The sequence below is a fragment of the Nonomuraea polychroma genome, from assembly GCF_004011505.1.
Lineage (GTDB): Bacteria > Actinomycetota > Actinomycetes > Streptosporangiales > Streptosporangiaceae > Nonomuraea > Nonomuraea polychroma.
In genome coordinates, this window is record NZ_SAUN01000001.1 from 3,043,803 (window position 1) to 3,061,159 (window position 17,357).

Below are 17,357 nucleotides of genomic sequence, written 5' to 3' on the forward strand. Positions count from 1 at the left end.
GGACATGACCGATCTCCCCAGGAGCGTTGACGAGGCCGTCGCCGCCGAGCAGTCCGGCCGGCAGCTCAAATACCTCTACTTCTGGGGCCACCAGCCCGCCCGCGACGGCGGTGCCGGGCCTGGGTGCCTCAGCCAGTGGTGGCCGGTGACATTCACCGAGGAGCAGCACACCTTCGCCTCGGCCGAGCATTACATGATGGCCCACAAGGCGTGGCTGTTCGGTGACGACGAGACCGCGACCAAGATCCTCGCGGCCGGCCACCCCGGCGAGGCCAAGAAGCTCGGCCGGACCGTGAGCGGCTTCGACGAGGCGGTGTGGCAGGCGCGCCGCTTCGACATCGTCGTGCGCGGGAACGTCGCCAAGTTCGGCCAGCACGCCGACCTCCGCACGTTCCTGCTCGGCACGTCGAACCGGGTCCTGGTGGAGGCCAGCCCGCGCGACCGGGTGTGGGGCATCGGGCTGACAGCCGGCGACGAGCGCGCCGCCTCACCCAGGACGTGGCAGGGCCTGAACCTCCTCGGCTTCGCCCTGATGGCCGCCCGCGACGCCCTTCAGGACGGGATCAGCAGGTAACCGGGCGGCACGATGTCGGCCAGCCACACCCCGTTCGCGCTGCGCCGGAACACGTGCCCGTCCGCGTGCATCTTCCCGGCCGCCACCACCAGCACCACGGGAACGCCCCGCCGCGCCCCCACCCGCGTCGCCGTCTCCCGGTCGGGCGACAGATGCACGTGATGGCGGCTCATCGGCCGCAGCCCCTCCTTCTTGATCGCCTCCACGAACCGCGTCACGGTCCCGTGGTAGAGCACCTCGGGCGGCTCCACCGCGGGCAGGTCGAGATCCACCGGCACGGAATGCCCCTGGCTGGCCCGGATCCTGCCGCCCTCGATCGCGTAGCGCCGCTTGTCGTTGCCCTCGACGACCTGCCACAACTCGGCCGCCGTGATCGGGAACCCGTGCTCGGCGGCGGCCCGCAGCAGCTCGTCGACCGGCACCCACCCATGGGCGTCCAGCGTGATGCCGATCCGCTGCGGGTCATGCCGCAGATGCCTGGCCAGATATTTCGAAATGCGCACCAAACGCCGCTCGTCCATCACCCGCCATGCTCCCGCGCCCACCTTCTTCCCGTCACCTGATTTCACCGCCACCCTGCCGGGGTGACCGCGCAGATCCCGGACACCATCGCCGTCGACGGCACGGAGCACGAGATCGTCGCCATCGTCGGCGGCCCTCTCTTCGACCCCGCCGCCCACGCGATCGTCCCCGGCCCGCTGCACACCGGCTGCTGTCGAAGGCGAACCGGCCCGGCCGACGCAGGGCGGACCTCGCCGCGGACGGGCAAGGCGAATACACGGCGGCGCCGTTGTCCTGGACGCAGGACGGCTCATCGACCAGCGCGACCGCTCGGGTGAGATCGCCGAGATCCGCCGCGCCCTCCTCCAGGGCGAGCTCCCGGACCCGGACGGCGAGCGCGGCGGCCCCGGGTGGGTGGGCAGGACATTCGACCTCGACTACGCCCGGACGTTCCCCCGCCGGTAGTCCGGCACCTTCGCCCAGCTCGGGGGCGGTTCGCACCGGCGGACCCAGTCCGGTGGCGGGCCCACGCCCGCTCCGGTGATGCCGCCCACGATCGCGCAGGTGGTGTCGACGTCGCCGCCCGCCGCGGCCGTGGTCCAGAAGGCCGACTCGAAATCCCCGAGGTGCCGGGCAGCTGCCCAGATCGTGAACGGGACGGTGTCATGGGCTGAGACGTCGCGGCCGTTGCCCAGCTCGTAGGCGGCGAGCGACGGGTCGCGCACGGTCAGCAGCCGCCGGGCGGCGGCGATGCCGTCGCGCACCAGGCCGGACGGCGTGTGTTCGAGCACCTGGTCGACGAACCGCCCAGGGCTCACCCCCGGCTCGGCCGCGGCGACGGCGGCGGCCACCGCCACCGCTATCGCGCCGGCCGCCGCCTCCGGATGCGTGTGCGTGACCTGTGCCGACAGCCTCGCCTGGGCCGCCGCCCGCGGCAGATCGCCGGCGAACCACGCGCCGAGCGGCGCGACCCGCATGGCCGCGCCGTTGCCCCAGGAGCCCTTTCCGTCGAACAGCCCGGCGGCCAGCTCGCGCCAGTCGCCGCCTTCCCGTACGAGCCGGAGCAGCCGGTTGGTGGCGGGGCCGTAGCCGCGGTCGAAGTCGTGGTGGGTGGCGAAGCTCCCGGCCAGCGGATCCTGGTCGACGCGGCCGTGGTCGGCCAGGACGCGGTAGATCGAGCAGGCCATCTCGGTGTCGTCGGTCCACTGCCACGGGCGGGGCGGCAGGGTGCGGCCGTCGAGGGCCGGGCGGTTGGCGGGAACGAAGAACTGCGAGCCGAGCGCGTCCCCGACGAGCAGGCCGTACAGGGAGGATGTCGCTCTTATCAAGGGATCGGCTGACATTGCTCGCATTGTCGCACGCGTCAGCTGTCCAAGGTCAAGGACAGGCGCCGCGCCAGGCCCGTGTTGCGGCGGTGGCCGATCCGGTGGACCGCCAGCTCCAGCGCCTCCCGCTGCCCCACCAGCACCACCCACGCCTTGGCCCGGGTCACCAGCGTGTAGAGGAGCTTGCGGCGCAGCATGATCCCGCCGGACTCGGCGACGATCGGCGCGACCACGAACGGGTATTCGCTGCCCTGCGACCGGTGCACGCTGATCGCGTACGCGTGGGTCAGGTCGTCGAGCTCGTCGAACCCGTACTGGACGCTCTCCCCGTCGTCCGTCCTGATGGTGATCGTGCGCTCCGCCGGCACCACGTCCGTGACCGTCCCGGTCTCCCCGTTGAAGACGCCCTTGTCGTAGTTGTTACGGATCGGCATGACCCGGTCGCCCACCCGGAACACGGTCGCCCCCGACCAGTGCTCCGGTTTGTCGTCGGCGGCCGGGTTGAGCTGGTCCTGGATCAGCCGCCCGAGCGCGGTGGCGCCCGTCTCGCCCTTGCGCATCGGGCACAGCACCTGCACCTGGGCGGGCTCGACGCCCTGCTTGCGCGGGATGGCGACCATGGCCAGGTGGGCGACCCGCCGGGCGACCTGCTCGGGATCGTCCAGCTCCTCGAACCAGAACCCGCCCCGGCCCGGCGTTTCCGGCATGCGACCGGCGCGGATGCGGTAGGCGGCGTCGATGATGCCGCTGCCGCCCGACTGGCGGAACACGTGAGTGAGCTGGACCCGCGGGATATCCGGCACCCGCAGCAGATCGGCCAGCACGTCGCCGGGCCCGATGCTGGGCAGCTGGTCGCTGTCGCCGATGAGCAGCAGGTGGCTGCCGCTCGGGACCGCGGCGGTGAGCCGGGTGGCCAGGTGCAGGTCGAGCATGGACGCCTCGTCGACCACGATCAGGTCGGCCTGCGACGGCCGCTCGTCGAACAGCGTCTCCGGCTCGGGCTCCGGTTGCTGGGCGAGCATGCGGTGCACGGTCATCGCCGGCAACCCGGTCAGCTCGGACAGGCGTTTGGCCGCCTTGCCGGTGGGGGCGGTGAGCGTGACCGTGCCGCCCGCGGCCCTGACGGTGGTCGCGATGGCCTTCACGGTGTGGCTCTTGCCGCACCCGGGGCCGCCGGTGATGATCGAGAGGGTGCTGGTCAGGGCCATGGTGACGGCCGCGCGCTGATCGTCATGCAGCCCGGGGTCCTCGCGGAACGACCGCAGCGGCAGCGTCGAGCGGGCCTGCGCGATCCTGGTCAGCTGGGCCGCGAGCGCGTTTTCCCGGGCGTGCACGTGCTTGGCGTAGGCCACCATCTGCCCCGGCTGGTCCGGCGAGGTCTCGACGACCAGCCGGCGGTCGGCGACGAGCGCGTCCAGCATCGGCCGCACCAGGTCCTGGTCCTGCTCGATCAGCTCCGCGGTCTCCCTGACCAGGGCCGGGACGGGAAGATAGCAGTGGCCGTCGCGGCTGCCGGCCGCCTCCAGCCGGTCGAGCAGCGCCGCCTTGACCCGCTGCGGGCTGCGCTCGGGCACCCCCGACTGCAGCGCGATCCGGTCGGCGATGCGGAAGGCGATGCCTCTGACCCGCCCGATCAGCCGGTACGGGTCCGTGGCGAGCACCTCGTCGGCGTCCTGCCCGAACGCCTGGTAGATCTTGGCCGCGAGCAGCGGGCTGACCCCGAGCCCCTGCAACGTCACCATCAGCGCGGCGATCGCCTTCTGCTCCCGCCACGCCTCGACGATCTGCGCCTGCCGCAGCGGCCCGATGTTGACGACCTCGGTGAGCCGCTCCGGCTCGGTGTCGATGACCTTGAGCGTGGCCTCGCCGAAGTGGTCGACGATCGCGTACGCCAGCCGCGGCCCGATCCCCCTGACCAGCCCCGACCCCAGGTAGATGCGGATGGCCCGCACCGACGACGGCGTCACCCGCTCGCACCCGGTGACCGCGAACCGCCGGCCGTGGCGCGGATGCGTGCTCCAGTCGCCGAAGATCCGCAGCGTCTCGCCCGGCTGCACCCCGGCCAGCGCCCGCCCCGTGGCCACGAAGTCGGGCACGCCGTCGGCGCTCATGCGCGCGACGGTGTATTCGTCCTCCCGGACGTAGACGAGCTGCTCGACCGAGGCCTCCACACCAGAGATCAAACCACTCGCCACTGACAATCGGCTTCACACCGCCGACGGGTACGTCTCCGGCTCGACGTCGCCCCACGGCTCGCCGTGCAGCGGATGCAGCGCCTTGGTGTGCTCCAGCCAGATGAACGCGTCGTAGCGGCGGCCCACGACCGTCGGCACATAGTTGCCCCAGCGCTCCCGCTCCGGGTGGTAGACGACGCCGATCGCCCGGTGCCCCATGGGCTCGTCGTACCACATGGGCCGGTCGCCGGGCGGCACGACGAACAGCGCCCGCCCGCCGGGCAGGTCCGCCTCGTGCAGCAGCGCCTCCAGGGACGCCGGCCGGGCGGGAGGCACCGGCATGACGTGGTGCTGCGTGGCCCACCGCTTCGCGGCCACCACCGAACCCCGATGGCTGCCGAAGCCGACGAGCACGGCGGCGTCGCCGTGCCGCTCGCGGGCGAGCTGTCCGAGGTTGGTCATCCCGGCCGCCGCCATGTCGGTGGCGCGGGCGTCGCCGACGTGCGTGTTGTGCGCCCACACGATCCCCTTGGGCCCGCGCATGCTCGCCAGCCTGTCCAGGGTGTCGGCCATGTGCACGTCCCTGACGTTCCAGGAGTCGGGCCCGCCGCGCACCATGGCGCGGTAGTACCGCTCGGCGCCGGCCACGATCTCGGCGTTCTGCCGCACGCCGAGGTCTTCGGGCGCCGTCCTGCGCACCGCGGCGAGCAGGTTCACGACCTCGTCCTCGCAGGTGTCCGGCACCAGGCGGGTGGCCAGGCCGTACTGCTGCGGGTCGTGCCCATAGGACTCGAAGCAGTGCAGGGCGTCCGTGACCGCCTCCATCTGCTCGGGCAGGTGGGCGGCGGCGTAGCGGCGCACGGCGCGCAGCGAGTCCCACAGGCTGTAGACGTCCAGCCCGTAGAAGCCGCAGCGCTCGGCGGGCGGCAGCTTGGCGTTCCAGAGCCGCAGCCAGCGGCAGAAGTCCACGACCTCCTCGTTGGCCCACATGAACGTCGGCCAGCGCTCGAAGGAGTACAGGGCCTGGAACGGATCGGTGTCGCCGGTGACGGCCTGGTTGACCCGTTCGCAGTCGGGCCAGTCGCCTTCGACTCCGACGAAGGTGAACCCCTTCTCCTCGATCAGCCGGCGGGTCAGGTCGGACCGCCAGACGTAGAAGTCGTGCGTGCCGTGGCTGGCCTCGCCGATGAGTACGAACCGGGCGTCGCCGACGCGTTCGAGCAGCGGGTCGAGGTCGTCGGCCGTGATCAGCGGCAGAGCGGAGCGCCGCACCTCGTCAATGGTCGTCATTCCTCCTCCTCCGCGAGCACTTGGAGGCATTCACGGGCGAGCTGGAGCTCCTCCCGTACCTGGACCACCATGATCGGGACGGCGGCGTCGTATGCGCTGACCGGGCCGTCCTCGTGGCGGTTGCCGCTGACGGGAGGCCGCACACCGAGCAGCCCGAGCCGGTCGCACACGGCCTCGCGCACCTCGGGCTGGTCCCAGCCGATCTCCCCGGTGAACACCAGCGCGTCGATCCGCGTCAGCGATGTGGCCACGGCGGCGATCTCCCTGCTCACCCGATGGGCGAACACGCTCAGCGCCAGTGCGGCCGCCTCGTCGCCGTCCCGTTCGGCGGCGACCAGCTCCCGGGTGTCCCCCGACCGCCCGTCCGACAGCCCCAGCAGCCCGGAACGCCGCTCCAGCCCCTCGCTGAGCTCGTCCACCGACAGGTGGCCCTCGGACAGCAACCACAGCAGCATGCCGGGGTCCACGCTGCCCGAGCGTTTGCTCATCGGCACGCCCTCCAGTGGCGTGAATCCCATCGACGTGTCCAGGCTGCGCCCGCCGGAGACCGCGCACACCGAGCAGCCGCCGCCCAGGTGCGCCAGCACCAGCTCCAGCTCCGCCATCGGCCGGCCGAGCAACTCGGCCACCCGGTCGGCGGCCCACGCGTAGGACAGGCCGTGGAAACCGTAACGACGCAGGCCGTGCCGCTCGCGCCACTCCCGCGGCAGGGGGTACGTCGCAGCCGCCGCCGGCAGGCCGGCGTGGAAGGCGGTGTCGGGGCACAGCACGTGCGGCACGGCAGGCAGCTCCTCGCGGGCCGCCGCCAGCAGCGCCAGCGACGGCGGCAGGTGCAGCGGAGCCAGGCTCGTCACCTCGCCCAGCGCCGCCACGGTCTCGTCGTCGGCCACCGTCGGGGTACGGACGACGTCGCCGCCGTGCACCAGCCGGTGCGCCACCGCCCTGATGTCGCGGTCGAAATGCCCGCCGAGGAACGTCGCCACCTCGTCCCTGGCCGTGCCGGGATCGGCGGCGTGCTCGGCGTGCGCGCTGTCCAGGACGCTCTCGCCCTGCACCAGATCGAGGCGGAGGCTCGATGAACCGGCGTTGACGGTCAGTATCGCCGCCGACTCGGCCGCCAGCTCATCGATGGGCCCGCTCATGCGGCTCGGCTACCCGTCACCGCTCCGGCAAAACGAACGTGACATATAGGGATTAATGGGTCGATCTGGCTTTACCGCGCTCGGAGGTTGTCCCGCGGAGAGGCCGGGTAGGCGAAGCGCCATGAACATCACCCTTCAGGTCAACGGTGTCCCGCGCGCGGTGGACGTGGATCCCCGGATATCGCTGCTCGACCTGCTGCGCGAACGGCTGGGCCTGATCGGCGCCAAGAAAGGGTGCGACCACGGCCAGTGCGGCGCCTGCACGGTGCTGATCGACGGGCGGCGGGCCAACGCCTGCCTCGCCCTCGCGGTCGCGGTGGACGGCTCCGAGATCACCACCGTCGAGGGTCTGGCCGACGGGGAGCGGCTGCATCCGCTGCAGGAGGCGTTCATCGAGCACGACGCGTTCCAGTGCGGCTACTGCACGCCGGGACAGCTCTGCTCGGCGGCCGGCATGCTCGGGGAGCCCGGGCCGAGCGCCGTCACCGAGGACGTCCTCGTCGACCCCGACCTGACCCCGTCGGAGATCAGGGAGCGGATGAGCGGCAACCTGTGCCGGTGCGGCGCGTACGTCAACATCGTCAGCGCGATAGCCGAGGTGGCGCGGTGAAGACCTTCGACTACGACCGCGCCGCCAGCCCGTCGGACGCGGTGCGCCGGTGCGGCCCGGGCGCCATGTACCTGGGCGGCGGCACCAACCTGGTCGACCTCATGCGCCTCGGCGTGGCCGAGCCCGACCGCCTCGTCGACGTCAGCCGCCTGCCGCTCGGCACCATCGAGCAGGTCCGCGACCGGCTGAGGATCGGCGCCGCGGTACGCAACAGCGACCTGGCCGCCGACCCGCTCGTCCGCGCCCGTTACCCGATGCTCGCCCGCTCGGTCCTCAGCGGCGCCTCCGGCCAGGTGCGCAACATGGCGACGGTGGCCGGCAACCTGCTGCAACGCACCCGCTGCGCGTACTTCCAGGACGTGAGCAGGCCGTGCAACAAACGCCGGCCCGGCTCCGGCTGCCCCGCCATCGAGGGCGACCACGCGAACCTGGCCGTGCTCGGGCACTCGGACGCCTGCGTGGCCACCCACCCCTCCGACATGGCGGTCGCGCTGGCCGCGCTGGACGCCGAGGTCCACGTCACCGGCCCAGGCGGCGACCGGATCATCCCGATGCCCGGCCTGCATCGCCTGCCCGGTGACGAGCCCGAGCGGGACACCGTCCTGGAGCCCGGCGACCTGATCACCGCCGTCGAGCTGCCCGCGCCGCCGCCCGGCGCCTCGGCCTACCGCAAGGTACGCGAGCGCGCGTCGTTCGCCTTCGCCCTCGTGTCGATCGCCGCCGTGCTCGACGTCGGCCCCGACAGGGCCGTCGCCGGCTGCCGCATCGCGCTCGGCGGCGTCGCCCACGCGCCCTGGCGGGCCGAGCGCGCCGAACAGGCGATCATCGGCGGCCCGGCGACCGGCGAGGCGTTCCTGGCCGCCGCCGAGGCCGAGATGGAGCAGGCCCGCCCGCTGCCGCGCAACGCCTTCAAGGTCCCGCTGGCGCGCAACCTGATCGTCAGCACGCTCCAGGAGCTCGCGCCGTGACCCGCGTCGAAGGCCGCGTCAAGGTCACCGGACTGGCCACGTACGCCGCCGAATACCCCGTCGAGGGCGTCACCTACGCCTACCCCGTGCAGTCGCACATCGCGAAGGGCCGCGTCACCCGCGTGGACACGAGCCGGGCCCTCGACATGCCCGGCGTGCTGGGCGTGCTGTCCATCGAGGACCCGCCCGAGCTGGCCGAGGACGCCGACGCCGAGCTGGCCCTGTTCCAGAGCCGCGACGTGGCCTACCGCGGCCAGCTGATCGCGGCCGCCGTCGCCGACACCTACGAGAACGCCCGCGCGGCCGCCGACGCCGTGCGCGTCTCCTATGAGCCCGCCGACCACGACGTCAGCCTGCGCGCCGACCACCCCGGCCTCTACCGGCCGGAGGTCGTCAACCCGAACTACCCGGCGGACACCGAGCAGGGCGACGTCGAGGCGGGTCTGGCCGAGGCCGCGACCACCGTCGACGTGACCTACACGACCCCGGTCCTGCACAACAACCCGATGGAGCCGCACGCCGCGCTCGCCGTGTGGGCCGGCGACGGCAGGCTGCTGGTCTACGACTCGGCGCAGGGCGCGTCCCTCGACCGGGACACCATCGCCAAGACGCTCAGCCTGCCGCCGAACCGCGTCCGCGTCGTCTCCCGGCACGTCGGCGGCGGGTTCGGCAGCAAGGGCACCACCCGGCCGCACGCCGTGCTCGCCGCGCTGGCCGCCAGGGCCGTGGGCCGGCCGGTCAAGGTGGCGCTGACCAGGCAGCAGATGTTCGACGTCACCGGCTACCGCACGCCCACGATCCAGCGGCTGCGCCTCGGCGCGGACGCCGACGGGCGGCTGACCGCGCTGGAGCACGTCGCGTACGAGCAGAGCTCCACGCTCGTGGAGTTCGCTGAGCAGACCGCGACCCCCGCCCGGGTCATGTACGCCGCGCCCGCCCTGCGCACCGCGCACCGGCTGGTCCGGCTGGACGTGGCCACCCCGTCGTGGATGCGCGCCCCGGGCGAGTGCCCCGGCATGTACGCGCTCGAATCCGCCATGGACGAGCTGGCCTATGCCGCCGGCCTCGACCCCGTCGAGCTGCGGATCCGCAACGAGCCGCAGACCGAGCCGGAGAGCGGCCTGCCGTTCAGCTCCCGCAACCTGGTCGCCTGCCTGCGGGAGGGCGCCCGGCGCTTCGGCTGGGACCGCCGCGACCCTGCGCCGGGCGTCCGGCGGGAGGGGGAGTGGCTGGTCGGCACCGGGGTGGCGGCCTCCACCTACCCGGCCAGGCGCGTCCCGTCGAAGGCCGTGGCGTGCGTACGGAATGGCGACTTCCTCGTCCAGGTGGCCGCCACCGACATCGGCACCGGCGCGCGTACCGCGCTGACCAGGATCGCCGCCGACACGCTCGGCGTCGCCCCGGACCGGGTGCACGTGGAGCTGGGCGACAGCGACCTGCCTGACGCGCCGGTCGCCGGCGGCTCGATGGGCCTGGCCTCGTGGGGGTCGGCCGTCGTCGGCGCCTGCGAGGAGCTGATGAAGAACGGCACGGAGGGCCGCGCCGACACCACCGGGGAGATCGCGACCGACACGCGGCTGGCCAGGCACGCCTTCGGCGCCCAGTTCGCCGAGGTCCGCGTCAGCGCGGTGACCGGCGAGGTACGCGTCTCGCGCCTGCTCGGCGTGTTCGCCGCCGGGCACATCGTGGACGCCACGCTCGCGAGGTCGCAGTTCATCGGCGGCATGACGATGGGCCTCGGCATGGCGCTGATGGAGGAGACCCACACCGACGAGGAGTTCGGCGGTTTCCTCCGGCGCGACCTGGCGCAGTACCACGTCCCGGCCTGCGCCGACGTCCAGCACATCGAGGCGATGTGGCTGGAGGAGCAGGACGAGCGGCTCAATCCCATGGGCAGCAAGGGCATCGGCGAGATCGGCATCGTCGGCACCGCGGCCGCCATCGGCAACGCCGTGCACCACGCCACCGGCCACCGGGTCCGCGACCTCCCGATCACCCCGGCAAAGATCCTCATGCCGAGGTTTTGACCCGGCTTGGGGAGGAAGGAGAGGTCTCTCGTGTAACGGACGGGAGGCCGCGTGAAACAGGAGTCGCAGCAGGAGCGGGCGGACCGCAACTTCGTGGAGCTGCTGCAGGGCGCGCGCGTCGCGGTGACGGGCGTGCAGGTCCTGTTCGCCTTCCTCCTGACCGTGCCCTTCTCGCCGGGCTTCGCCCAGCTGAGCCTGGCCGACCGGTGGTTGTTCTACGTGGCGCTGGTCAGCGCCGCCGTCGCGTCGATCTGCTACATCGCGCCGACCGCGCAGCACCGGGTGCTGTTCCGGCAGGGCCGCAAGGAGACGCTGGTACGCCGCTCCAACCTCTACGGCATCCTGGGCGCGCTCGCGCTGGCGGTGTCGATGACCACGGCCACCATGCTCGTGATCGACTACCTCTTCGGCCCCACGCTGGCCTGGGGGACCGCGGCGGTCATCGCCGTGCTGGCCCTGTGGACGTGGTTCGGCCAGCCGGCGCTGAACCGCTCCGACGATCAGGATTCCTCCGGCGGCACCGCCGTGCCGTCCCCGTCCTCGGGCGGCGAAGCGGTGTCGTCGTCCCGGGACGACTGACGTGCGTAGGCGCCCCGCGCCACCATGTACGCCGCCACCGCCACAGTGATCACCTGAGCGGCCGCCACCAGCAGCAGCGGCCCCGCGGTCGCCCACTCAGGCCGGTGCAGCCACATCGCGAGCAGCACCAGCAGCACCCCGGCCACCTGCGGCTTCGTGCCCGCGTGCATGCGGTCCAGCGTGGTGCGGAACCGCACGAGCCCGGCCCCGGCCGACAGCGCCAGTGCCGCGCCGAGCAGCAGGCAGGCGGAGGCCGCCACGTCGAGCGCGCTCACCGCGACCTGCCGGAGAAGAACCTGGCCAGCGACACCGACCCGACGAACCCCAGCAGCGACAGCACCAGCAGGATCGGCAGGTCCGAATAGTCGTCCCTGGCCACGGCGAACGCGCCCACCCCGCACATCGCCAGCGCGGTCATCGTGTCGAGCGCGACCGCCCGGTCCAGCATCGACGGGCCGCGTACCGCCCGGTAGAGCGTGAGCGCCGCCGCGCACCCCAGCAGGCCGATCGTCACCAGATACACCACGTTCATCCGAACTCCTCGCGGTCCCGCCGGGTGCCGAACGCCGCCACGATGCGCGACTCGAGCGCGGCCACGTTCGCCCGCACGTCCTCGGCGGCGTCGCCGGGCAGCCCGAGAATGTGCAACATCAGGCAGCGCTCCTCGACGTACGCCTCCACGACGAGGCTGCCGGGCACGTTCGCCAGCGCCGTCATGACCATCACGATCATGGACTCCGACGACGTCCGCAGCTGCACGCGCACGAGGTGCGTCGGCGGCGGCCCCGGCCGGAACACCCACATCACCACCCGCGCGGTCGAGACCACCATGTCCCAGCCGAACCACAGCAGGAAGCGCACCAGCGCCACCGGGCGGATCCTGATGCCCGGGTCCAGCATGGGCAGCGGCAGCAGCCACGTCACGGCGAGCGCGGCCGCCAGCCCGCCCAGCACGTTCCCGATCGACAGCTCGCCCCACAGAGTCGCCCAGACCAGCACCAGCCAGGCGATCAGCGCCAGCCGCGGCCTCACCGGTCCCTCCCCAGCACGGCCTCGATGTACGGCCCGCGCGCCATCAGCTCGCCCGCCGCCCGCTGCGCCAGCGCCGACAGCGGCCCGGCCAGCACCGTGTACGACAATCCGAGCGCCACCAGCGCCGCCACCGGCCCGGCCAGCGTCACGGGCAATGTGGTCGTGGTCACCGTCGGCTCCTGGCCGGTCTCCTCCTCGCTCTCCACCACGGTGCCCGTCCTGGTCTCGCGCGGGGCGCGCCAGAACGCCTTGCCCCACGTCTTGGCGACGGCGTACAGGGTGAGCAGGCTCGTCACCAGCCCCGCGGCGACCAGCACGACCGGCAGCGGCCCGCCGGCGGCCAGACCGGCCTGCACCAGCATCAGCTTCCCCAGGAAGCCCGACATCGGCGGGATGCCGGACAGGTTCATGGCGGGGACGAAGAACAACACGGCGATCAGCGGCGCGCTCTTCATCAGGCCGCCGAGCCCGGTCACGGAGGTCGTGCCGGTACGCCGCTCGATCAGCCCGGTCACCAGGAACAACCCGGTCTGCACGGTGATGTGGTGCACCACGTAGAAGATCGCCCCGGCCATGCCGGCCACCGTGGCCAGCGCCACCCCGAACACCATGTAGCCGATGTGGCTGAGCAGGGTGAAGGACAACATGCGTTTGATGTCGGTCTGCGCCACCGCGCCGAGCACGCCGGTCAGCATCGTGGCCAGCGCCACCCACATCAGCAGCGTCGCGACCGGCCCGCCGGGGAACAGCAGCGCCTCCAGCCTGATGAGCGAATACACGCCGACCTTGGTGAGCAGCCCGGCGAACACGGCCGTGGCCGGCGCGGGCGCCGTCGGGTAGGAGTCCGGCAGCCACGCCGACATGGGGAACACCGCCGCCTTGATCGCGAACACCAGCAGCAGCATGAGCTCCACCAGCAGCTTCACCTGCTCGGGCAACGTGGCGAAGCGCACGGCGAGCTGCGCCATCGACAGCGTCCCCGTGGCCGCGTACGTGATCGCCAGCGCCATGAGGAACAACATCGACGAGGTCAGCGCCATCAGCGTGTACGTCGCGCCCGCCCGGATCCTGGACTCGGTGCCGCCGAACGTGAGCAGCACGTACGAGCCGCTCAGCAGCAGCTCGAATGCCACGAACAGGTTGAACAGGTCGCCCGTCAGGAACGCGTCCGCCACCCCGGCCACCATCACCAGGAACGCCGGATGGAAGATCGCCATGGGCGCGTCGTGCTCCTGCACGTCGTAGGCGTTGGCCACCGAGTACACCATCACGCAGAACGTCACGGCCGACGACACCAGCAGCACCAGCGCCGACAGCCGGTCGGCCACCAGGCAGATCCCGAGCGGCGCCGTCCAGCCGCCCAGCTCGGTGACCAGCGGGCCGCCCGTGTCCACCGCCACCAGCAACACCGCCGACACCACGACCGAGACGCCCAGGGTGACCAGGCTGATGACCGACTGGAGGTGCCGCAGCCGCCCGCCGATCGCCAGCTTCACCCCGGCCGCCAGCAGCGGCAGCAGCACGGGCACGCAGACGAGGCCCTCCATCACGAGTCCTCGCCCTCCAGCTCGGCGTCCTGCGCGAGGGCCTGGCGCGCCCGCTCCTCCCTGATGGCCGCCCGCATCTGCTTGCGGGCCTCCCGCTGGCGGGCCTTGAGCCTCCTGCGCAGGTCCCGTTCCCTGGCCGCCTGCGCCTCCCGCCGGCGCCCGTGCTCCTCGCGCAGCTCCTCGATCCGCAGCACGTTGTCCGTGACGGCGTCGTGCTCGCGCCGCCCGGCCTCCTCCAGGCGGTCCTGGAGCTCCTCGTCCGACACGCCCCGCTCCCGGTGCTCGCGCATCCAGCGTTCCAGCTCGGTGTGCACCCGGGAGGTGCGCCGCTCCAGGTCGGCCTCCTCCAGGCGCTCCCGCTCGGCCTGCTCGGCCTCCAGATGCGCGAGCTCGGCCCGCTGCTCCGCGACCAGCCGCCGGTAGGCGTCCTGCCGGCGGCGCACGGCGTCGCTCAGCTCGCCGCGCCGGGCGCGCAGCCGCACCCGCCGGTCCTCGGTGTCGTCCTGCACCTCGTCGCTGCCGGTGAGCTGCCACGAGCGGTGCACCAGGGCCAGCAGGAACGCCGTCACACCGAGGGTGATCACGATGGCCGTGAGCACCATGGCCTGCGGCAGCGGGTCGGCCATCCCCGGGTTCCCGGTGAAGGGCGGGCCGCCCGCGTCGCCGCCGGCGGTCACGATCAGCAGGTTCACCCCGTTGCCCAGCATGATCACGCCGGCGAGCACCCGTACCAGGCTGCGTTCGAGCAGCAGCGTCACCCCGGCCGCGATCAGCACGCAGCAGGCCGCGAGCGGCAGCACCGGCACGGTCACGAGCCCTCCCCGGCGTCGATCTGCCGGTCCAGCTCGGCTCCCAGGCCGCGCAGGATGTCCTGCACCATGCCGACCACCGACACGTACACGCCGAGGTCGAACAGCAACCCCGTGGACAGGTGCACGTGCCCGATCACCGGCACGGTCACGTCCATGGCGAGCATGTCCAGCGCCGCCCGCCCGAACAGCAGCCCGGCCAGCGCCGTCCCCGCCGACAACGTCAGGCCCACCCCCATGAGCACGCCCGCGTGCACCGGCACCGCCGTGGCCAGCTCATTGCGGCCGCCCGCCAGATACCGCACCATGATCGCCAGCCCGGCCACGATGCCGCCCGCGAACCCGCCGCCTACCCCGCTGTGGCCGACGAACAGCAGGAACACCGACAACACCAGCACCGTGTGGAACGTCAGCCTGGCCGCCACCTCGAACGCGATCACCCGCTGCCCGGGCGGCAGCGTCGCCGCCAGCCAGTGCGTGCGCTCGGCCGGCGGGCGCTCTCCCGGCTCGATGTGGTACGACCTGCGCCGCAGGAACACCATGCTCGTCAGGCCCAGGGTCAGCACGACCAGCACCGTGCTCTCGCCCATGGTGTCCCAGGCGCGGATGTCGACGATGAGCGCGCTGACGATGTTGCGTATGCCCGCCTGCTCCGCCGCCGCCTCCATCAACGCGCCGACCGGCTGCGTGCTTCGCGCGGCCATCGCCAGCACGGCCGCGCCCGTGACCACCACGCTCACGGCCAGCCCGATCGCCGCCCGGAACGGCATCGCCAGCCTGCCCCTGACCGGTTCGACCGGCAGCCGCCGCAGCACCAGCGCGAACACCACCAGGCTCACCGTCTCGGCCAGGAACTGGGTGAGCGCCAGGTCGGGCGAACCGTGCGCGAGGAACAGCAGCGCCGTGCCGTACCCGGTGAAGCCGACGACGACGGCCAGGAAGATGTAGGCGCGGGCGAACAACGCCAGCACGGCGGCGGCGATCGTCAGGACGGCGACGACCGGCTGCTCGGGCCGTTGCCAGCCGGTCACCGGCACGTCCACGCCGGTCGTGCCGCCGTACAGGAGGGAGAACAGGCCGACGCCGACCGTGGCGAGAAACGTCAGGATCAGGTAGTCGGGCACCGAGCCGCGCTGGATGAGGCCGGTGAGCTGGATGGCGACGCGGTCCAGGCGGCGGATGACGGCCCAGAAGATCCGGCTGGAGTCCAGCACGTGCAGCGCCACACCCGCCCTGGCCACCGGTTCCCTGGCCAGGAACAACGTCACGCCCACCGCCAGCGCCGCCGCCGACAGCAGCAGCGGCGGCAGGTGCCCGCTCCACAGCGCCAGGTGGCCGCCGCCGTACCAGGAGCCGAACCTTGGGGCCAGCGGCGCCAGCGCGACGCCCAGCACCGCCAGCAGCGCCGTGGGCGCGAACATGGCCGCGGGCACCGGCTGCACCGGCCGCTCGTCCACGCCCGGCTTGGCGGCGAACGCGCCCCACAGGAACCGCAGCGTGTACGCCGCCGTCAACGCCGACCCCGCCACCACCCCCGCCAGCACGAGCGGCTCGTGCAGCAGCGCCTCCAGTGCGGTCTCCTTGCCCACGAAGCCGGCCAGCGGCGGCAATCCCGCCATCGACGCGCCCGCCGGCAGCGCCACCGCGCACACCCACGGCATCGCCCGCCCGACCCCGCTGAGCTCGCCTGTCTCCCGGGTGCCCGCCGCATGGTCGACGATGCCGACCACCAGGAACAACGCCGCCTTGAACAGCCCGTGTGCGGCCAGCATGGCCGCGCCCGCGAGCGCGGCCCCCGAGCCGAAGAGCACCACCAGGAAGCCCAGCTGGCTGACCGTGCCGTAGGCCAGCAGCCGCTTGAGATCGGTCTCGCGCAGCGCCCGCCAGCCGCCCAGCAGCATCGTGAGCACGCCGAGCGGCACCGCCACCGCCCGCCACGCCGGCACGTCGCCGGCCGCCGGGCCGAGCCTGGCCACCAGGTAGACGCCGGCTTTCACCATCGCGGCCGCGTGCAGGTAGGCCGACACCGGGGTGGGCGCGGCCATGGCGGCCGGCAACCACGTGCTGAACGGGAAGAGCGCCGACTTCGCCAGCGCCCCCGTCAGGATCAGCACGGCGGCGACCGCGCCGAGGTCTCCCGGGGCGAGCGCGGAGATCCGGTACGTGCCCGCCGCCTGGCCGGTGAGCACGAGTCCGGCCAGCATGGCCAGGCCGCCGAACGTGGTGATCGCCAGCGCCTTCATCGCCGCCTGGCGGCTCATCAGGCTCTCGGGGTCGTACCCGATCAGCAGGTACGAGAAGACGGTCGTCAGCTCCCAGAACACGTACAGGAGCAGCAGGTTGTCCGCCGTCACCAGCCCCAGCATCGACCCGGCGAAGGCCACCACGGCGCCGCCGTAACGCCCCAGCCCGTCGTCGCCCTCGGCGAGGTAGCGCACGCTGTACACCAGCACCAGCACCCCGATGCCGGTGACCAGCGCCATCATCAGCACGGCCAGCGGGTCGAACCGGAACGCGAGCTCCATGCCCAGCGCCCAGCTCGTGCTCCGGCTCTCCTGCGGCCCGCCGGCCGCAGGGGCGAGCCACAGGGTGTAGCCGAAGGCGGCCCCCGGAGCGAGCGCCAGCACGGCCAAGGAGCGGCGGCCCATGCGGCGGGCCAGCCAGGGAGCACAGGCGGCCGCCACCGCGTGCAGGACGAGCAGCGACTCCAGCGGCTCCATGAGCTCCTCAGCCGGGACGTACTTTTCCGGTTACGTCCGCCAATCTCCCTGCTTCAACC

General features: G+C 72.7%; 16 protein-coding genes. 5 read left to right on the plus strand and 11 right to left on the minus strand.

Annotation, left to right across the window (positions count from 1 at the left end):
* The first annotated feature begins 4 nt into the window (after positions 1-4).
* On the plus strand, positions 5-574 hold the full coding sequence (locus EDD27_RS13480; protein ID WP_127932745.1) for an NADAR family protein: 570 nt from the start codon (positions 5-7) through the stop codon (positions 572-574).
* Here the strand turns inward: EDD27_RS13480 and EDD27_RS13485 are convergent.
* The 5 genes from EDD27_RS13485 to EDD27_RS13505 all read right to left on the minus strand — a co-directional run bounded on the left by EDD27_RS13485 (position 553) and on the right by EDD27_RS13505 (position 7,006).
* On the minus strand, positions 553-1,278 hold the full coding sequence (locus EDD27_RS13485; RefSeq protein WP_338324641.1) for an RNA 2'-phosphotransferase: 726 nt from the start codon (positions 1,276-1,278) through the stop codon (positions 553-555). The two genes, EDD27_RS13480 and EDD27_RS13485, sit on opposite strands and share 22 nt — an antisense overlap.
* 234 nt (positions 1,279-1,512) lie before the next feature.
* Positions 1,513-2,427, minus strand: coding sequence for an ADP-ribosylglycohydrolase family protein (locus EDD27_RS13490; protein WP_206641384.1), 915 nt, complete (start codon positions 2,425-2,427; stop codon positions 1,513-1,515).
* Between the two features lie 11 nt (positions 2,428-2,438).
* Positions 2,439-4,571 (minus strand): SF1B family DNA helicase RecD2, encoded by a 2,133-nt coding sequence (recD2, locus tag EDD27_RS13495; RefSeq protein ID WP_127932747.1) that lies wholly within the window; start codon positions 4,569-4,571, stop codon positions 2,439-2,441.
* Between the two features lie 36 nt (positions 4,572-4,607).
* Positions 4,608-5,864, minus strand: coding sequence for an erythromycin esterase family protein (locus EDD27_RS13500; RefSeq protein ID WP_127932748.1), 1,257 nt, complete (start codon positions 5,862-5,864; stop codon positions 4,608-4,610).
* Positions 5,861-7,006 (minus strand): acetate/propionate family kinase, encoded by a 1,146-nt coding sequence (locus EDD27_RS13505; protein ID WP_127932749.1) that lies wholly within the window; start codon positions 7,004-7,006, stop codon positions 5,861-5,863. Before EDD27_RS13505 ends, EDD27_RS13500 begins: the two co-directional genes overlap by 4 nt.
* A 121-nt stretch (positions 7,007-7,127) precedes the next feature.
* On the opposite strand from EDD27_RS13505, the gene EDD27_RS13510 reads away from it, so the two are divergent.
* The 4 genes from EDD27_RS13510 to EDD27_RS13525 are packed head-to-tail and all read left to right on the plus strand — an operon-like array spanning position 7,128 to position 11,190.
* Positions 7,128-7,616: a (2Fe-2S)-binding protein gene (locus tag EDD27_RS13510; protein ID WP_127932750.1), complete on the plus strand. Its 489-nt coding sequence runs from the start codon at positions 7,128-7,130 to the stop codon at positions 7,614-7,616.
* Positions 7,613-8,584, plus strand: a complete 972-nt coding sequence (locus tag EDD27_RS13515) for an FAD binding domain-containing protein (protein ID WP_127932751.1) — start codon at positions 7,613-7,615, stop codon at positions 8,582-8,584. The genes EDD27_RS13510 and EDD27_RS13515 overlap by 4 nt, the downstream gene beginning before the upstream one ends.
* The gene (locus tag EDD27_RS13520; protein ID WP_127932752.1) at positions 8,581-10,611 is read left to right on the plus strand and encodes a xanthine dehydrogenase family protein molybdopterin-binding subunit; all 2,031 of its coding nucleotides are present in this window, start codon (positions 8,581-8,583) and stop codon (positions 10,609-10,611) included. The genes EDD27_RS13515 and EDD27_RS13520 overlap by 4 nt, the downstream gene beginning before the upstream one ends.
* Before the next feature lie 51 nt (positions 10,612-10,662).
* The gene (locus tag EDD27_RS13525) at positions 10,663-11,190 is read left to right on the plus strand and encodes a DUF6328 family protein (protein WP_241564014.1); all 528 of its coding nucleotides are present in this window, start codon (positions 10,663-10,665) and stop codon (positions 11,188-11,190) included.
* Here the strand turns inward: EDD27_RS13525 and EDD27_RS13530 are convergent.
* The 6 genes from EDD27_RS13530 to EDD27_RS13555 are packed head-to-tail and all read right to left on the minus strand — an operon-like array spanning position 11,112 to position 17,298.
* A complete protein-coding gene (locus EDD27_RS13530; protein ID WP_127932753.1) occupies positions 11,112-11,465 on the minus strand; it encodes a cation:proton antiporter in 354 nt (117 codons plus the stop codon). The two genes, EDD27_RS13525 and EDD27_RS13530, sit on opposite strands and share 79 nt — an antisense overlap.
* Positions 11,462-11,722, minus strand: a complete 261-nt coding sequence (locus EDD27_RS13535) for an MrpF/PhaF family protein (protein ID WP_127932754.1) — start codon at positions 11,720-11,722, stop codon at positions 11,462-11,464. Before EDD27_RS13535 ends, EDD27_RS13530 begins: the two co-directional genes overlap by 4 nt.
* A complete protein-coding gene (locus EDD27_RS13540) occupies positions 11,719-12,222 on the minus strand; it encodes a Na+/H+ antiporter subunit E (RefSeq protein WP_127932755.1) in 504 nt (167 codons plus the stop codon). Before EDD27_RS13540 ends, EDD27_RS13535 begins: the two co-directional genes overlap by 4 nt.
* Positions 12,219-13,769: a Na+/H+ antiporter subunit D gene (locus EDD27_RS13545; protein WP_127932756.1), complete on the minus strand. Its 1,551-nt coding sequence runs from the start codon at positions 13,767-13,769 to the stop codon at positions 12,219-12,221. Before EDD27_RS13545 ends, EDD27_RS13540 begins: the two co-directional genes overlap by 4 nt.
* Complete coding sequence (locus EDD27_RS13550) at positions 13,769-14,581, minus strand: Na(+)/H(+) antiporter subunit C (protein ID WP_127932757.1); 813 nt, start codon at positions 14,579-14,581, stop codon at positions 13,769-13,771. Before EDD27_RS13550 ends, EDD27_RS13545 begins: the two co-directional genes overlap by 1 nt.
* Positions 14,578-17,298 carry a Na+/H+ antiporter subunit A gene (locus EDD27_RS13555; protein ID WP_241564015.1) on the minus strand — a complete coding sequence of 907 codons (2,721 nt, stop codon included), beginning with the start codon at positions 17,296-17,298 and terminating at the stop codon, positions 14,578-14,580. Before EDD27_RS13555 ends, EDD27_RS13550 begins: the two co-directional genes overlap by 4 nt.
* Between the last annotated feature and the right edge of the window lie 59 nt (positions 17,299-17,357).